We start from the raw sequence: 16,291 nt of genomic DNA, 5'->3' as shown, positions 1-16,291 counted from the left end.
ATGACGCCCCTGGATGCGTCATGCACCGGGCAACAACAAGACGCCTACTTCTTCTTCGCTCGCGGCTTCGGCTCCGGCTTCAAGGCCTGCGGATCGAAGCCGATATAGAATACGTAGGTGTCGCCGACCGCGCCCGACGGCGCCGGATACACGATATCCTCGGCAACCAGAGTGAACGGCACGCTGCCGTCCTCGGACATCGATACCGAGGTCCGGTAGGCCTTGGTGACGATCGTCTTTTCCTGCACGCCGGACTGCACCACCGCCACACGCAGCGGGATTTCGACGCTGGCCGGCGCCCCGGCCGGACCGGCGATGACGCGGCCCTGAATGCCGATCCGTGCAGTGATCTCGCCGCTGTTATAGGTGCAATCGCGCGCGGTGCGGGTGATGGTCGCCTGGAAGCGCAGGTCATTGCCTACCGGCTGCTTGCCCGGCGCGGCGACCTGATAGGTGGAAGCGCCGGCGCGAATGCTGACCGGGGGACAGAAGAGGTCGCTCGGGGCTTCATCTGCTTTCGGCAGGGCTCCCCCGGCGGGGGCCTCCTCCGACTTGCCGCCGAACAGGCTCTTGAAGCGATCGGTGAGCGACTGCGACGATGCCGGCGAGGCGAGCATGTTGCAGCCCATTGCGAATGAGATCGCAGCCACGATCGCGGTCCGGCGAGACCTGCCCGGCCGCGCGGCCGTCATGATCACAGGCTTATCCTCCATGCGACGTCCCCTGGCATATTCCGCGTTCTGACCTTCGTCCCCGAGCCTCGGTCCTGACCGGATCAGAACCGCGGCTCCAGTCTCTATTTCTGTCGCGTCTTCCTGACGCGAACCGGCAGCCACTTCGCTCGAAAACGCTCCGCCTTATAGCAGGGCAATGGCGGCGAACCAAAGGCGCCCAAAAGGCGCATGAACCGGGATTAGCCGCGAAAATCCTCATGCAGCAGGCCGAACAGAAGGTGGTCCTGCCAGACACCGTTGATGCAGAGATAGCGTCGCGCCAGTCCTTCGCGGGTGAAGCCGCATTTCTCCAGCACCCGGATCGACGGCGCATTGGAGGGAATGCAGGCGGCCTCGACGCGATGCAGATTGAGCTCGCCGAACAGCGACGGCAACAGCACCCGCAGCGCCGCCGTCATATAGCCGCGATGGGCATGGGGTTCTCCGACCCAGTAGCCGATGGTGCCGGCCTGCACGATGCCGCGCCGCACATTCGCCAGCGTCACGCCGCCGATCATGGCGCCGTCGGACTCCCGGAACACGATGAAGGGATAGGAACGGTCGGCCGCAATGTCTTCGGCATAGCGGCGCAACCTTCGCCGGAAGCCGGAGCGGGTCAGGTCGTCGGACGGCCAGATCGGCTCCCACGGGGTCAGGTAGGCCCGGCTTGATTCGCGCAGCTGCGCCCATTGCGGGAAATCGGACATTTGCGGCGCGCGGAGCAACAGGCCATGGCCGCGCGGGGCGAGCGCGGGCGGTCCGCTGGATGGCAAACGAAACAGGGCCATGCCTCAAAACTCCCCTGCCCGAACCCCGACGCCGCAAGCGTCAAAACAACGGGCTAATGCAGCAGCGCCTTGGCCTTCGACCGGGTCAATCCTTCCGCAAAACCCACCGCCGTGTCCAGACCCCTGCCGCTGCCGAGTGCCACCACCGCCGGCCGGCTGCGCGACAGCAGGGCGCGGGCGGCGTTGCGCGTCGATTCCATGCTGACCGCGTCGATTCGGGCCACCAGCTCTTCCACCGTCAGCGGGCGGCCATAGGCCAGAACGTGGCGGGCCAGCTGTTCGGCGCGCGAGGAGCAGCTTTCCAGCGCCATCAACAGCCCCGCCTTCATCTGCGCCTTGGCGCGCGCGATCTCGGCTTCGGTCAGCGTCTCGACGGCATCGTTGATGACGTCGACGATCACTTCCATCATCTCGGGCGCATCGCCCGGGTCGGTGCCGGTGTAGAGCCCGAAGAAGCCGGTATCGGCATAGGGCGCATGGAAGGTGTAGATCGAATAGCACAGCCCGCGCTTTTCGCGCACTTCCTGGAACAGCCGCGACGACATCCCGCCGCCCAGCGTGTTGGTGAACACCTGCAGCGAGAACAGCGACAGATCGGTCTGCGGCACCCCCTCGAGCGCCAGCGTCAGGTGCGCCTGCTCGAGGTCGCGATGCACCACGCGGGAGCCGCCCTTGCCGAACATCGCGGCTTGCGGCCTGGGTGCGGCCGGGCCTTCGAAGCTGGCGAAGCGCTGCGTCACTTCCTCCACCACCCGCTTGTGATCGACCGCGCCGGCGGCCGCCACCACCATGTCCGGAGCGCGATAATGCGTCGAAAGGTAGCCGCGCAGCGTATCGCGATTGAAACCCTTCAGGGTCTTTGCCGTTCCCAATAGCGAGCGGCCCATCGGCTGATCCGGGAAACACAGCTCGTTGAGATGTTCGAACACCACGTCGTCGGGCGTATCCTGCGCGGCGCCGATCTCCTGCACGATGACGCTCTTTTCGCGCTCGAGTTCATCCGGCACGAAAGACGGATTGGCGAGAATGTCGGAGAGCACGTCCAGCGCCAGCGGCACGTCGGCCTTCATCACGCGGGCGTAATAGGCCGTGGTCTCGGTCGAGGTACCGGCGTTGAGATCGCCGCCGACCGCCTCGATTTCCTCGACGATCTCCCGCGAGCTGCGCCGAGTGGTGCCCTTGAAGGCCATGTGTTCCAGGAGATGCGAAATGCCGTGCTCGTTCGGCTTTTCGTCGCGCCCGCCGACACCGGCCCATACCCCGAGCGCCGCGGTTTCCAGATGCGGCATGGTGTCGGTAATCACCGTGAGGCCGGAGGGAAGCTTGGTGACGTCGACGCTCATCCGGCAACTCCTTGCTTCGCGGCACGGCTGACCGACAGCACGAACCGCTCGACCTCGACCTGGTCGTTCTTCATGACCGTGATGTGCTCAGGCTTGGTCATCAAACCCTCGAGCCAGGCCGGCAGTTCCGGCCGCACGCCGCAAGCAGCTTCCACCGCGTCGGGGAACTTCGCCGCGTGCGCGGTCGACAGCACGATGTTGGGAATCTTCGAATCCGGGGTGTCGCGATCCGCCACTGCCAGCGCCACTGCGGTATGCGGATCGACGAGATCGCCGGCCTCGCGCCAGGCGGCACGGATCGCGGCCGCGGTTTCGGTTTCGTCGGCGCGGCCGGCATCGAATTCCTCGCGGATCGCCGCCAGGGTCGCATCGGGCAGCACGAAACGTCCGGACTGCTTCAGCGACGCCATCAGCCGGCGCACACTGGCCGCATCGCGGCCGCTCGCCTCGAACAACAACCGTTCGAAATTCGAGGAGACCTGGATGTCCATCGACGGCGAGGCCGACGCATGGACCTCGCGCACTTCATAGATGCCGGTCTTGAGCGTGCGCGGCAGGATATCGTTGATGTTGGCGGCGATGCGCAGCCAGCGGACGGGTAAGCCCATCCGCTTGGCGACGTAGCCGGCAAAGATGTCGCCGAAATTCCCGGTCGGCACGGTGAAATCCACCGTCCGCGCCGGCGCTCCGAGCGCGACCGCCGAGGTGAAATAATACACCGCCTGCGCGACGATCCGCGCCCAGTTGATGGAGTTGACGCCCGACAGCGCGACGGAATCGCGAAAGCTGTGATGATTGAACAGCCCCTTCACGATCGCCTGGCAATCGTCGAAGGTGCCTTCGATGGCGAGCGCATGAACGTTGCTGGCACCCGCCGTCGTCATCATCCGCCGCTGCACGTCGGAGATGCGGCCGTGCGGAAACAGCACGACCAGATCGACATTGTCGGCACCAGCGAAGGCATCGACCGCGGCGCCGCCGGTATCGCCCGAGGTCGCGACCACGATGGTGGTGCGCTGGGCGCGTTTGGCGAGCACGTGATCCATCAGCCGCGAGATCAGCTGCATCGCCACGTCCTTGAACGCGAGCGTCGGCCCGTGAAACAGCTCCAGCAGGAATTGATTGGGACCGATCTGGTCGAGCGGCACCACGGCGGGATGGCGGAACGTGGCGTAGGCCTCGTTCGCCATGCGCCCGAGATCGGCATCGGAGATCTCGCCGCCGATGAAGGGGCGGATCACCTCGACCGCGACTTCCCAATAGGGCCGGCCGAAGAAGGCGGCGATGGTTTCCGGCGAAAGCTGCGGCCATGTTTCGGGCACGTAGAGGCCGCCGTCACGGGCGAGCCCGGTCAGCATCACATCGCAGAAACCTAGCGTGGGGGCTTCCCCCCGCGTCGAAATGTACCGCGTCAAACCACCCTCCAAAAGCCCGACCTTCCGTCAAACCTTTGATTCTAATTGATAATTTATCCCGCCTGCGGCGAAATCGAGCGGCACCATAAAGCGTTTTCAGCTCAAGTGGAAACCGCTTCTTTCCGCTCCCTGCGCATCGCGCGCCGGATCAGGACCGGCACCTGCGATGGTAGCGCGCAACCCCGTCATCCCGGGTATTTCGCCAGGAAGGCCGCAAGCTCGATTTCCGCGCTCGCATTACGGAAGGCCGACGTCGCGGACCGATCTAGGTCCGCCGTTGCGCGCGCAGCCACGCGGCGAAAGCGAACGCCACCGCGCCCGCCAGTCCGAACCAGGTGATGGCATAGTACAGGTGGTCGTCCTTGAGATGGACCGTGAGCGGTCCGGGTTTTGGGATGCCGCTCTCCGGCGCCGGCGCTTCCAGGTCGATGTAGAACGGTGCGATCGGCCTGCCCCCCTCAGCCCAGCCGAGCGAGCGCGCCATCGCCAGATGATCCCGGGTAAACCACAGCCGCTTGGCGGGATTCTCCGGCGGCGTCAGCGCGCCCGCGGTTTCCGGAAAACGGATGTAACCGGTCAGCGTGACCTGCACGCCCGTGACCAGCCGCGTCACCGCGCGATCCTGCTGGGCGCGATCCTGCATCGTGTTCTGCACGAAGCCGGCATTGATCACGACGGTCTCGCCGGTCGGCAGGCTCGCGGGCAGGAAAGCCCAGGTGCCGGGGCCGGTGACGTCGTCGCGCACCGACGAGCCGGAACTGTAGACCATCGCATCCGGACGGGGCTGATAGGTCGCCGAGAAACGGACGCGGCGGAATTCATCCCGCTCCGGCGTCAGCGTATTCCATTGCGAAGGCTGCGGCAGCGCCACAGTTGCGGCAGCCAGACGTTCGGTCAGGGCCGCGATCAAGGCGTGCTTTTCGACCCGGCGCTGCAGCTGCCACAGTCCGAGGCCGACAAGCAGCGCCACCACCGCGAGCGTGAAAACACCCAGTCCCGCGACATTGCGCCGTGGCGCAGTCATCCCGGTCATTTCGGCTCGCGGTCGATCAGCCGGCCCGGCGCCGCCTTGTGATGAAACTGCAGCGCGATCAGCAGCGATTTCATCGCGCGCAGCGGCAGCAGCGTGGTTGCGAGAATCAACGGCAGCCAAAGCACGGCGTGCAGCCAGAACGGCGGCTGGTATTTCACTTCCACGATCAAAGCGCAGCCGACGACGATGGCGCCGGCGATCATGATGATGAAAATCGCCGGCCCGTCGCCGGCGTCGATGAAGGCATAGTTGAGCCCGCAGGCCTCGCAGTTCGGCCGCAGATTGAGGAACCCGGCATACAGTTTGCCCTTGCCGCAGCGCGGACATTTGCAGGCAAGGCCGCGCATCGCGCTCTGCGCCAGCGTGGGCAAGGTCTCGTCGGGCATGCTCTGGTCTTTCGTCATTCGGATAGCAAAAGGGCGGCCCCGCGGCCGCCCCCTTGTAGCATATTGGCTTACGGATCAGTGCGCGGCGTGGGCCATGGATTCCGCGCCGCCACCCCAGACATAGACGCAGATGAACAGGAACAACCACACCACGTCGACGAAATGCCAATACCAGGCGGCGAATTCGAAGCCGAGATGCTGCTTCGGCGTGAAATGCCCGGCATAGGCGCGAATCAGGCAGACGATCAGGAAGATGGTGCCGACCAGCACGTGGAAGCCGTGGAAGCCGGTCGCCATGAAGAAGGTCGCGCCGTAGATGTTGCCGGCAAACGAGAACGCAGCGTGGGCGTATTCATAGGCCTGCACGCAGGTGAAGGCCGCCCCGAGCAGGATCGTCAGGATCAGGCCGTATTTCAGGCCCTGGCGGTCGTTCTCCAGCAGCGCGTGATGCGCCCAGGTGACCGTGGTGCCCGATGTCAGCAGGATCAGCGTATTCAACAACGGCAGATGCCAGGGATCGAAGGTCTCGATGCCCTTGGGCGGCCACACACCGCCGAACAGCGCCTCGCGGGTGGCGTGAACGGGATCGCCGGGGAACAGCGCCGAGTTGAAGAACGCCCAGAACCAGGCGACGAAGAACATCACTTCGGAAGCGATGAACAGGATCATGCCGTAGCGATGGCTGATTTGCACCACGCGGGTGTGATCGCCCTTGTACTGGGCTTCGCGGATCACATCCGCCCACCAGCTCACCATGGTGTAGAGCACGCCGATGGTGCCGACGCCGAAAACGATCGGGGCGGCGGCGAACATATGATGCATCCAGGTGACCGCGCCGACGGCCATGATGAAGGCCGATACCGAGCCGACGACCGGCCACGGGCTCGGATCGACGAGGTGGTAGTCGTGGTGCTTGACGTGCGCCGTAGCCATTGCGGTCTCTCCGTTAGCGGTGCGGTGCCATTCGGCACGCATTCGTCTCAAAAATCAAATCCCGGGATCCTCATTGCTGGGGACTCCGGCGATCAGAGGTTGCCCTTGCGTTTATCCAGTTCGCTCGCCGCCAGCGGCTTCGGCGTCGGTTCGCGCACGGGGTAGAAGGTATAGGACAGGGTGATGGTGCCCAAGCCGTCGTTCTCGCTGTCCGCGGCAAGCGCCGGATCGACGTAGAACACCACCGGCATCTCGCGCTTCTCGCCCGGAGCCATGGTCTGATCGGTAAAGCAGAAACAGTTGAGCTTCTGGAAATACGCCCCGACCGTCAGCGGCGCCACATTATAGGCGGCCTGCCCGGTTGTTGTCCGGGCCGATTGATTGGTCACGGTATAGAACACCGTGACGACTTCGCCGATCCTGACCTCGATCTCGGTCTGCTCCGGCTCGAACTTCCACGGCAGCCCGGCCCCGACATTGGCGTCGAAGCGCACCGCGATCTTGCGCGTCAGCGGCGCGCCCGCCGGCGCCGAGGTCGCGACCTGGGTGGTGCCGTTGTAGCCGGTGGTGCGGCAGAACCAGTTGTAGAACGGCACCGCAGCGTAGGCCGCACCGACCATCAGCACCACGACCAGGCCGCAGACCGCAGCCACTGCCGCGTCGCGGCCAAGGCCGCGCAGCGCTACCCGGCGCGGATTCGCCTCGTGGTTCGTGGTCGGCGCCTGCGGCATCGTCGGTTTGGTCTCCATGTCGATTACGTCGGCCGCACTAGAACGCCGGTCCCCTTGACCATGGTGACCGCGAAAAACAGAACGACGAGGACGCCGAGCGCCAGCGCGATGGCGATCGAACGTTGACGGCGGCTCTTCTTCTGTGCCTCGGTGAGGACGATTCCATCCGGCTTTTCTTTGTTATCCATCGCCTCGCCATGCGCCCCCTACCAGATCGACGGCGCGACGGCATGGACGACGACCTCGAGCAGCAAGGTCGCGAACAGCGCGAACAGATAGAAAATCGAGAATGCGAAAAGCTTTCGGGTGGCGCGCAGTGCCCGGCTTCCGGTGCGGTGACGGTAGACGTTGACCGCGAGCGCCAGCATGCCGGCGCCGAGTACCAGCGAGGTCACGCCATAGACCGCGTCGAAGTAACCGAGCGGCCACGGCGCGAACGCGACCGCGACCAGCACGATAGTGTAAAGCAGGATCTGCAGCCGGGTCGCGTCGGGCCCGGCGACCACGGGCAGCATCGGGATGCCGGCGCGGGCATAGTCGTCGCTGCGAAACAGCGCCAGCGCCCAGAAATGCGGCGGGGTCCAGAAGAAGATGATCAGGAACAGCAGCAGCGGCTCCATCGACAGCGAGCCGGTCGCCGCCGCCCACGCCACCACGGGCGGCAGCGCGCCGGCGGCGCCGCCGATCACGATGTTCTGCGCAGTCCAGCGCTTCAGCGCCATGGTGTAGATCACGACGTAGAAGAAGATCGTGAACGCCAGCAACGCGCCGGCGAACCAGTTGACCAGGATGCCGAGCGTCATCACCGAGAAGAACGCCAGCGTCATGCCGAACGCCGTCGCCTCAGCCTGCGTGACGCGCCCGCGCGGGATCGGCCGGTTGGCGGTGCGCGACATCTTGGCGTCGATGTCAGCCTCATAGGCCATGTTCAGCGCGCCGGAGGCACCGGCGCCGACCGCGATGCAAAGGATCGAGGTGAAAGCCAGCACCGGGTGCACATGGCCGGGCGCGATCATCAGGCCAACCAGCGCGGTGAAGATCACCAGCGACATCACCCGCGGCTTCAGCAGCGCGATGTAGTCGGCGACATCGGCCTCCGAAATCCGAGGCGATAGTTCGATGGCGTTGTGATCAACAACCGACAAGACTGGTCTCGCTTCCCTAACAGACGCGGCGCGATCGACGCGCCGCGCTTTCCTTCATTACTGCACGCGCGGCAGCGTTTCGAACTGATGGAACGGCGGCGGCGACGGCAGCGTCCATTCCAGCGTGGTGGCGCCCACCCCCCACGGATTGTCCGCAGCCTTTTCCTTGCGCATGAACGCCAGCACCACGCCGTAGATGAAGATCAGCACACCGAAGCCGGAGATGAAGGAGCCAACCGAGGACACCAGATTCCAGCCGGCGAACGCGTCGGGATAGTCGATGTAGCGTCGCGGCATGCCGGAAAGACCGAGGAAGTGCTGCGGGAAGAACACCAGGTTGACGCCGATGAAGGTGACCCAGAAGTGCAGCTTGCCGATGGTCTCCGAATACATGTAGCCGAACATTTTCGGGAACCAGTAGTACCAGGCGGCGAAGATGCCGAAGGTCGCGCCGAGCGACATCGTGTAGTGGAAATGCGCCACCACATAATAGGTTTCGTGCAGCGCGCGGTCGACGCCGGCATTCGACAGCACGACGCCGGTGACGCCACCGACCGTGAACAGGAAGATGAAACCGATCGCCCACAGCATCGGGGTCCTGAACTCGATCGAGCCGCCCCACATCGTGGCGATCCACGAGAAGATCTTCACGCCGGTCGGCACCGCGATCACCATGGTGGCGGCGAGGAAATAGGCCTGCGTCGCCGAGGACATGCCGACGGTGTACATGTGATGCGCCCACACCACGAAGCCGATGCCGCCGATTGCGACCATCGCATAGGCCATGCCGAGATAGCCGAACACCGGCTTCTTCGAAAAGGTCGAGATGATCTGGCTGATCACGCCGAAACCCGGCAGGATCAGGATGTAGACTTCGGGATGGCCGAAGAACCAGAACAGATGCTGGAACAGCACGGGGTCGCCGCCACCCTCGGCGGAGAAGAAGGTGGTGCCGAAATTGCGGTCGGTGAGCAGCATGGTGATGGCGCCGGCGAGCACCGGCAGCGACAGCAGCAGCAGGAACACCGTCACCAGGATCGACCACACAAACAGCGGCATCTTGTGCAGGGTCATGCCCGGCGCGCGCATGTTGAAGATCGTAGTGATGAAATTGATGGCGCCGAGGATCGACGAGGCGCCGGCCAGATGCAGCGACAGGATCGCGAAATCCACCGCCGGCCCCGGATGGCCCGAAGTCGACAGCGGCGCGTACACGGTCCAGCCCGCGCCGACGCCGTTGCCGCCCGGCTCGCCCTCGACGAAGGTGGAGATCACGAGCAGCGCGAGCGAGGCGGGCAGCAGCCAGAACGAGATGTTGTTCATGCGCGGGAACGCCATGTCCGGCGCGCCGATCATCAGCGGCACCATCCAGTTGCCGAACCCGCCGATGAAGGCCGGCATGATCATGAAAAACACCATGATCAGGCCGTGAGCGGTGACGAAAACGTTGAAGGTGTGGCTCTCGTGGAAGAGCTGGATGCCGGGATACATCAGCTCGATGCGCATCATGATCGACATCAATCCGCCGATCACGCCCGCGACGATCGCGAACACCAGGTACATCGTGCCGATGTCCTTGTGGTTGGTCGAATAGACGAAACGCCGCCATCCGGTCGGATGGTCGTGCGCGTGATCGTCATGCGCGTGTCCCTGGGCGTGATCGTGATGAGCCGGTGTTGCTGTTGCCATTTTCAAATCCTGCCTTGCAGTCCTTTGCGGACCTCGCGGTCCCGTCGCCCTTGTCCCGTTACCGGCGCCTGAAGCTCGAAAGCCTACTGCGCCGCCGCGCCCACTGAAGCGAACGAATTCGCCGGGTTGGTCGCAAACTTCTTCTTCGCGGTCTCAACCCAGGCCGCGAATTCCTGATCGCTCACCACCCGCACAGCGATCGGCATGAAGGCGTGATCCTTGCCGCACAGCTCGGAACACTGGCCGTAGAACATGCCGACCTTGGTGGCCTTGAACCAGGTCTCGTTGAGACGGCCGGGGATCGAGTCGATCTTGATGCCGAAGGCCGGCACCGCGAAGGCATGGATGACGTCGGCGCCCGTGGTCTGGATCCGGATCACCTTGTTCACCGGCACGACCATCTCGTTGTCGACGCCGAGCAACCGGGGCTTCTTGTCCTGGGCCAGCAGCGAATCGAATTCGAACTTGCCGTTATCGGGATAGGCGTAGCTCCAGTACCACTGCTTGCCGGTGACCTTGACGGTCAGATCGGCCTTCGGAATGTCGAGCTGCTGGAACAACAGCCGGAACGACGGCACCGCGATGCCGACCAGGATCAGCACCGGAATCAGCGTCCACGCCACTTCGATCAGGGTGTTGTGAGTGGTCTTCGAGGGGACCGGATTGGCCTTGGCGTTGAACTTCACGACGACGATGATCAGCAGCGCCAGAACGAACAGCGTGATGATGGTGATGAGCCAGAACAGGAAGTTATGGAACCAGGTGATATTGTCCATCACCGGCGTGGCCGATTCCTGCAGCGTGACTTCCCACGGCACGGGCTGACCCAATTCGGCGAATGCCGCCCCGCCGGCCGCCAGCGAAACGCCTGCCACCGTTAATCCCAGCAACCGCCGGCCAATCTGGCCCTTCGACATCTTCATGCCGCTCGCGCTCCCTTGATAAATCCCCAAAGCATTCCGCCGGATGGCGGGAAATGCTGCACGATCCGCCCCCTGACAAACGGCCTTGGGAGGTACTTTAGAAGTACCGGGGCCAGATCGCTAGAACGCGTCGAAATCCAGCCTCTCAAACCATAATTCTCAGCCTCTCGCAATGCAGTTGCGAGGCATCACCAGCGATTCTGACGACGTCGCATTTTCCCGTGAAGTCAGGCCAAAGTCCCATTTTTGTACCCCGACGGCGCTTGACAGCCGGATTACCCGATGTAGGCACAGACGAGATGCTCCACAGGAACCTGATTCGCCGGCCTCGGAGCGGCCTGTCCCGGCGCAGAGGCCTCGAAGATCGCCTTCAAGGCGCCGTCATTGCCGTATCAGTCCATGGCTCGGACCGAGCCTTAAGGGAAACAAGGGATTGACCCGGATGGGGCTTTCGAAACACAGGGCGAGAAGCGCGGCACGCTTCGGCAATATATTTCCGGCCGCCTTCAGCGGGCTGGGCGCCGCAGGCCTCGCCGCCGCACTTCTGCTCGGCCTGACTGCGGCCGCCAGCGCGCAAGGCGCGGTGCGCTCGGTCCATGGCGACTGGCAGATCCGCTGCGACACCCCGCCGGGTGCCCAAGGCGAGCAATGCGCCCTGATCCAGAGCGTGGTGGCGGAAGACCGCTCCAATGCCGGCCTCACCGTGATCGTGCTGAAAACCGCCGACCAGAAGAGCAAGCTGATGCGGGTGGTGGCGCCGCTCGGGGTGCTGCTGCCCTCCGGCCTCGGCCTGAAACTCGACAATGTCGACGTCGGCCGCGCCGGATTTGTCCGCTGCCTGCCCAACGGCTGCGTCGCCGAAGTGGTGATGGACGACAAGCTGCTCGGCCAGCTCCGCACCGCCAAGACAGCAACCTTCATTATCTTCGAGACCCCGGAAGAGGGCATCGGATTCCCGCTCAGCTTGAACGGGATCGGCGAGGGCTACGACAAGTTGCCATAACGCCCGTGCTCACTGCGTGAGCACCTCCGGATAGAGCGTCTTCCAGAATTTGCAGTTATGGGCGTTGCTCGCGTTGAAGTAACCAAGCTTCCTCGGAGCGAGATTCATCACCATGAAGTCGGCCCTGAACGGATGCCAGGCCGGAGATCGGGGCGCCCTTGGCTTTCCGGTTTTTGCAAAGCTGGTCCAGTAGGCCACCATCCGGTCGGCCAGTTTCTGCGAGGCCGGCTTCAAATCCGGCCCGGCGATCCTGGTCGTGTTGTCGAAATGCGGGAATTGATAGGGCAATTCCGAGGAATGAACCGCCCCCATCTCGAAGCCCGGATCCTTGGTGACCGGCGGCGCGTCGCGGTCGCCGAACACGAAGGCGTAGACAGGAGCCGACTTCCTGATCAGCTTGGACGTTTCGAGATAGATGCAGTTGTTGATCCCGACATCGGAGCGGAAGTCGGACCAGACCGTGCCAAGGGCCGACGGGGCGGATGAATAGCTGCGCAGCGGATACCTCTTGACCACGCTGTCGGCATTCTTGCCGTAGGTGTCCTTCAGGAGCGCGGAATAATTGTCCTTGGTGATCGACTGGCCGCCCTGGACGGCATAGGCGACGTAAAGCCTGAGTTCGTCGCGAGTGCCGCCCATGATCATCGGTACCTTGACGAATTTTCCGGCCTTGAGAGCCTGCGCCCCCGGCAGCGGCACGGTCTTGGTGCCGGTCACGGGCAGGAAGGTGACGATGCTGGAGCCCGCCACGGTCGCGGCGGCGGCAAGCAGCTCCTTGACCGGTTTGCCGCGAAGACACGTCAGCGCGACCGCGTCATCGCTGCAGCCCACCAATGCTGCGATCTTCTGCCCGGTCTTGCTGCCTTGCTCGACGGTCGGCAGCGGCGTGGCGCAGCCGGCGCTCTGGACGATCGCCTTCTGGAACAGGCCCGCGGTCTCGTCCGGCGCCAGAATGTGCATGCACACGCCGGCCGCGCCCGCTGATTCGCCGGCCACCGTGACGTTTTCCGGATCGCCGCCGAAGGCGGCGATGTTCTGCTTCACCCAGCGCAGCGCCGCGCGCTGATCCTCCAGGCCATATCCGCCATTGTGACCGGCCTCGAAAGCCGGATGCGCCGTGAACCCGAAGACCCCGAGCCGGTAATTCATCGACACCACGATGACGTCGCCGGACTTCGCCAGCGTGTCCAGCGGATACAGCGCGCTTGAGCCGCCGACGAATGCGCCGCCATGAATCCAGACAATCACCGCGCGCTTGCGGCCACGCCAAGTCTTCGAATTGGGTACCGTGACATTGAGATGGAGGCAATCTTCGTTGTCGCTCGATTCGGGAATGCCGTAGCGTTCGGCCTGCGGACAGGAGCTCTTGTACTTCGTGGCATCCAGCGTGCCGCTCCATGCTGCCGCCGGTTCGGGCATGCTCCATCGCAACTCGCCGACGGGCGGCTTGGCGTAAGGGATGCCCTTGAACTCGCGCACGCCATTGCGGATGGCGCCGCGTACCGCGCCCTTGTCTGTCACGACCACCACGGGATCCGCCGATGTCGGAGCGGCCTGCAGAGGCGACACGGCTCCGCACAGCATCAAGGAAGCGGCGGCAATCGCCTGAAGCCGGCTGATCGAAATTATCTCGCGCAAATGATCCCCCCTGTCCTCTTGGACGAAGCGGCACCAGTGGCGCCGGCATTAAGGGAACTGATTAGGCCGCCGGAATAAACATTCCGTGAAGGAAGGCAGGCTGCATCGAACTCGACAATGTCTCCCACAGTTTGGACGGGATCGGCGAGAGGGTGTGACAAGTTGCCGTGAGGGCCAACCCTCCGCGTCACAGACCCTCCCCATTTGCCGCTATAGTACCTATCTTCAGTCAACGTCGTCCCGCCCCAGGCGCGCGCGGGGACGACAGGAAAAGAAATTTGCATCGGAGCCTGCATGACCAATCCTCCCACGACCTCTCTGCTCGACCGCGCCAATCTCGACCGCGACCAGGTGCGCCATCAGGTCGCCCGCGGGTTGGCGGGGGCCGACGACGGCGAGATGTTCCTGGAATACAGCCAGACCGAAGCGCTGATGTTCGACAATGGCCGGCTGAAACAGGCCACCTATGACACCTCGCAGGGTTTCGGCTTGCGCGCCGTGAAGGACGATGCGGTCGGCTATGCCCATTCCTCCGACGTCTCGCTGCCGGCGCTGATCCGCGCCGCGGACGCGGTTCATGCCGTGCGCGGCGGCTATAGCGGCAATTTCGCCGCCGCCCCGGCCCACACCAATGTGCGGCTCTATGGCGACGAAAATCCGCTGGATGCGCCGGGCTTCGAATCCAAGGTGAAACTGCTGGCCGAGATCGACGCCTATGTCCGCGACCGGGATCCGCGGGTGCGGCAGGTGACGGTCAGCTTGGGCGCGACCTGGCAGGTGGTGGAAATCCTCCGTCCCGACGGCGAGAGCTATCGCGACATCCGCCCGCTGGTGCGCGTCAATATTTCCGTCGTCGCTGGGCAAGGCGACCGCCAGGAAAGCGGCAGCAAGGGCTATGGCGGCCGCGAGGGCTATGCCCGCTTCATCGAGACCAAGGCCTGGCGCGAGGCCGCCGACGGTGCGATCCGCGAGGCCGTGGTCAATCTCGAATCGGTGCCGGCACCTGCCGGTGAAATGGACGTGGTGCTGGGCGCCGGCTGGCCCGGCGTGATGCTGCACGAAGCGGTCGGCCACGGGCTCGAGGGCGACTTCAACCGCAAGCAGACGTCGGCGTTCGCCGGCCTGATGGGCCAGCAGGTCGCTGCCAAGGGCGTCACCGTGGTCGATGACGGCACCATTGCCTCGCGGCGCGGCTCGCTGTCGATCGACGACGAGGGCACGCCGACCAGCCGCACCGTGCTGATCGAGGACGGCATCCTGGTCGGCTACATGCAGGACCGCCAGAACGCCCGGCTGATGAACATGAAGCCGACCGGCAACGGCCGCCGCCAGGGCTATGCCCATGTGCCGATGCCGCGCATGACCAATACCTACATGCTGGCGGGCGATCGCGATCCGGCCGAGATCATCGCCTCGGTCAAGAACGGCGTTTACGCCGCCAATTTCGGCGGCGGCCAGGTCGACATCACCTCGGGCAAATATGTGTTCCAGTGCACCGAGGCCTATAAAATCGAAAACGGCAAGGTCGGCGCGCCCCTGAAGGGCGCGATGCTGATCGGCAACGGGCCGACCGACCTGCATCGCATCACCATGGTCGGCAACGATCTGGCGCTGGATTCCGGCATCGGCACCTGCGGCAAGAACGGCCAGGGCGTGCCGGTCGGCGTTGGCCAGCCGACGCTGCGGATGGAGCGAATCACGGTCGGAGGCACCGGCTAGTGAGCATCAACAGGCAATCGGTCACGCCGAAGGCGGCCGGCTGGCGCGCCCAGGCCGTCCAGCTCGCGGCGATCGTGATGGTCGTGTTCGTCGCCAAGGGCGCGCTCGCCGAGCCGTTTTATGTGCCGTCAGGCTCGATGGAGCCGACGCTGTTGATCGGCGATGCGCTGCTGGCGTCGAAATTCCCTTATGGCTACGGCGCCGCCTCGCTGCCGATCCAGATCAACCTGCCGGAGACCGGCCGTGTGTTCGCAGGCACGCCGAAGCGCGGCGACGTCGTGGTGTTCCGCTGGCCGGGTGACCGCTCGCAGGCCTGGGTCAAGCGCGTGGTAGGCTTGCCCGGCGATCGCATCCAGCTGCGGCAGGGCCAGCTCTTCATCAACGATTATGCGGCCGAGTTGAAGCCGGACGGCATCGGCCGATCCGAGGACGATGCCGGCGGTGGCGAACCGGCCTATCGCTATATCGAGACCCTGCCCGGCGGCGTCAGCCACGCGATCTTCAAGATGCGCGACAACGGCCGGCTCGACAACACGCCCGAGGTGACGGTGCCGCCGGGAAAACTGTTCGTGCTCGGCGATAACAGAGACAATTCCGCCGACAGCCGCGTGGCCGTGCGCGACGGCGGCGTCGGCTTGCTACCGCTCGACAATCTGGTCGGTCGCGCCGACGCCGTGGTCGGCTCCTGGGACCTCGGCATCCGCGGCCAGCCGGTCTGGACCTGGCTGTCGGGCTTCCGCGTCGCGCGGTTTTTCACCGCGGTGCATTGAGCCTCAATTTGTTTCGTCATGGCCGGGCTTGACCCGGCCATCCATGTCTTTGCAGGCTTCTC

Annotated in this window: 16 protein-coding genes; 3 read left to right on the top strand and 13 right to left on the bottom strand. The window is 64.5% G+C overall.

Annotated features, from left to right (window positions below):
- Nucleotides 1-44: 44 nt before the first annotated feature.
- The 12 genes from KMZ29_RS03980 to coxB all read right to left on the bottom strand — a co-directional run bounded on the left by KMZ29_RS03980 (nt 45) and on the right by coxB (nt 11,099).
- A complete protein-coding gene (locus tag KMZ29_RS03980; protein WP_249779821.1) occupies nt 45-713 on the bottom strand; it encodes a hypothetical protein in 669 nt (222 codons plus the stop codon).
- Between the two features lie 200 nt (nt 714-913).
- On the bottom strand, nt 914-1,501 hold the full coding sequence (locus tag KMZ29_RS03975; RefSeq protein ID WP_215622546.1) for a GNAT family N-acetyltransferase: 588 nt from the start codon (nt 1,499-1,501) through the stop codon (nt 914-916).
- 53 nt (nt 1,502-1,554) lie between these two features.
- Nucleotides 1,555-2,844: a M16 family metallopeptidase gene (locus tag KMZ29_RS03970; RefSeq protein WP_215622545.1), complete on the bottom strand. Its 1,290-nt coding sequence runs from the start codon at nt 2,842-2,844 to the stop codon at nt 1,555-1,557.
- A complete protein-coding gene (thrC, locus tag KMZ29_RS03965) occupies nt 2,841-4,259 on the bottom strand; it encodes a threonine synthase (protein ID WP_215622544.1) in 1,419 nt (472 codons plus the stop codon). Before thrC ends, KMZ29_RS03970 begins: the two co-directional genes overlap by 4 nt.
- 265 nt (nt 4,260-4,524) lie before the next feature.
- Nucleotides 4,525-5,292, bottom strand: coding sequence for an SURF1 family protein (locus KMZ29_RS03960; RefSeq protein WP_215622543.1), 768 nt, complete (start codon nt 5,290-5,292; stop codon nt 4,525-4,527).
- Entirely contained in the window at nt 5,289-5,678 is a 390-nt protein-coding gene (locus tag KMZ29_RS03955; protein WP_215614586.1) for a DUF983 domain-containing protein, read from the bottom strand. The genes KMZ29_RS03960 and KMZ29_RS03955 overlap by 4 nt, the downstream gene beginning before the upstream one ends.
- 75 nt (nt 5,679-5,753) lie before the next feature.
- Complete coding sequence (locus KMZ29_RS03950) at nt 5,754-6,611, bottom strand: cytochrome c oxidase subunit 3 (RefSeq protein ID WP_215622542.1); 858 nt, start codon at nt 6,609-6,611, stop codon at nt 5,754-5,756.
- Between the two features lie 92 nt (nt 6,612-6,703).
- Nucleotides 6,704-7,342: a cytochrome c oxidase assembly protein gene (locus KMZ29_RS03945; protein ID WP_215624131.1), complete on the bottom strand. Its 639-nt coding sequence runs from the start codon at nt 7,340-7,342 to the stop codon at nt 6,704-6,706.
- A gap of 23 nt (nt 7,343-7,365) precedes the next feature.
- Nucleotides 7,366-7,530 carry a cytochrome c oxidase system small membrane protein gene (locus KMZ29_RS03940; RefSeq protein WP_215622541.1) on the bottom strand — a complete coding sequence of 55 codons (165 nt, stop codon included), beginning with the start codon at nt 7,528-7,530 and terminating at the stop codon, nt 7,366-7,368.
- A gap of 18 nt (nt 7,531-7,548) precedes the next feature.
- Entirely contained in the window at nt 7,549-8,487 is a 939-nt protein-coding gene (locus tag KMZ29_RS03935; protein WP_215622540.1) for a heme o synthase, read from the bottom strand.
- A 57-nt stretch (nt 8,488-8,544) separates the two neighbouring features.
- A complete protein-coding gene (gene ctaD / locus KMZ29_RS03930; RefSeq protein WP_215622539.1) occupies nt 8,545-10,176 on the bottom strand; it encodes a cytochrome c oxidase subunit I in 1,632 nt (543 codons plus the stop codon).
- A gap of 83 nt (nt 10,177-10,259) precedes the next feature.
- The gene (gene coxB, locus KMZ29_RS03925) at nt 10,260-11,099 is read right to left on the bottom strand and encodes a cytochrome c oxidase subunit II (protein WP_215622538.1); all 840 of its coding nucleotides are present in this window, start codon (nt 11,097-11,099) and stop codon (nt 10,260-10,262) included.
- 442 nt (nt 11,100-11,541) lie between these two features.
- Here coxB and KMZ29_RS03920 point away from each other — a divergent pair, with 442 nt between their 5' ends.
- Complete coding sequence (locus KMZ29_RS03920; protein WP_215622537.1) at nt 11,542-12,102, top strand: invasion associated locus B family protein; 561 nt, start codon at nt 11,542-11,544, stop codon at nt 12,100-12,102.
- A 9-nt stretch (nt 12,103-12,111) separates the two neighbouring features.
- Here KMZ29_RS03920 and KMZ29_RS03915 read toward each other — a convergent pair whose 3' ends face one another.
- On the bottom strand, nt 12,112-13,740 hold the full coding sequence (locus tag KMZ29_RS03915) for a carboxylesterase/lipase family protein (RefSeq protein ID WP_249779820.1): 1,629 nt from the start codon (nt 13,738-13,740) through the stop codon (nt 12,112-12,114).
- Between the two features lie 294 nt (nt 13,741-14,034).
- On the opposite strand from KMZ29_RS03915, the gene tldD reads away from it, so the two are divergent.
- Both tldD and lepB read left to right on the top strand, forming a co-directional pair.
- Nucleotides 14,035-15,459, top strand: a complete 1,425-nt coding sequence (gene tldD / locus KMZ29_RS03910; RefSeq protein WP_215622536.1) for a metalloprotease TldD — start codon at nt 14,035-14,037, stop codon at nt 15,457-15,459.
- Nucleotides 15,459-16,229: a signal peptidase I gene (lepB, locus tag KMZ29_RS03905; protein ID WP_215622535.1), complete on the top strand. Its 771-nt coding sequence runs from the start codon at nt 15,459-15,461 to the stop codon at nt 16,227-16,229. Before tldD ends, lepB begins: the two co-directional genes overlap by 1 nt.
- Nucleotides 16,230-16,291: the final 62 nt, after the last annotated feature.

Source organism: Bradyrhizobium sediminis (assembly GCF_018736085.1).
Lineage (GTDB): Bacteria > Pseudomonadota > Alphaproteobacteria > Rhizobiales > Xanthobacteraceae > Bradyrhizobium > Bradyrhizobium sediminis.
The sequence above is the reverse complement of the archived record's forward strand: the minus strand, read 5'-3'. Positions and strand labels throughout refer to the sequence as shown.

Excerpts from the sequence above, each read along its gene's own strand:
- coxB (WP_215622538.1), bottom strand. The coding sequence starts at position 11,099 with ATGAAGATGTCGAAGGGCCAGATTGGCCGGCGGTTGCTGGGATTAACG.
- KMZ29_RS03940 (WP_215622541.1), bottom strand. The coding sequence starts at position 7,530 with ATGGATAACAAAGAAAAGCCGGATGGAATCGTCCTCACCGAGGCACAG.
- KMZ29_RS03945 (WP_215624131.1), bottom strand. The coding sequence starts at position 7,342 with ATGCCGCAGGCGCCGACCACGAACCACGAGGCGAATCCGCGCCGGGTA.
- KMZ29_RS03975 (WP_215622546.1), bottom strand. The coding sequence starts at position 1,501 with ATGGCCCTGTTTCGTTTGCCATCCAGCGGACCGCCCGCGCTCGCCCCG.
- KMZ29_RS03950 (WP_215622542.1), bottom strand. The coding sequence starts at position 6,611 with ATGGCTACGGCGCACGTCAAGCACCACGACTACCACCTCGTCGATCCG.
- KMZ29_RS03920 (WP_215622537.1), top strand. The coding sequence starts at position 11,542 with ATGGGGCTTTCGAAACACAGGGCGAGAAGCGCGGCACGCTTCGGCAAT.
- KMZ29_RS03970 (WP_215622545.1), bottom strand. The coding sequence starts at position 2,844 with ATGAGCGTCGACGTCACCAAGCTTCCCTCCGGCCTCACGGTGATTACC.
- KMZ29_RS03955 (WP_215614586.1), bottom strand. The coding sequence starts at position 5,678 with ATGCCCGACGAGACCTTGCCCACGCTGGCGCAGAGCGCGATGCGCGGC.
- KMZ29_RS03980 (WP_249779821.1), bottom strand. The coding sequence starts at position 713 with ATGGAGGATAAGCCTGTGATCATGACGGCCGCGCGGCCGGGCAGGTCT.
- KMZ29_RS03960 (WP_215622543.1), bottom strand. The coding sequence starts at position 5,292 with ATGACCGGGATGACTGCGCCACGGCGCAATGTCGCGGGACTGGGTGTT.
- tldD (WP_215622536.1), top strand. The coding sequence starts at position 14,035 with ATGACCAATCCTCCCACGACCTCTCTGCTCGACCGCGCCAATCTCGAC.
- ctaD (WP_215622539.1), bottom strand. The coding sequence starts at position 10,176 with ATGGCAACAGCAACACCGGCTCATCACGATCACGCCCAGGGACACGCG.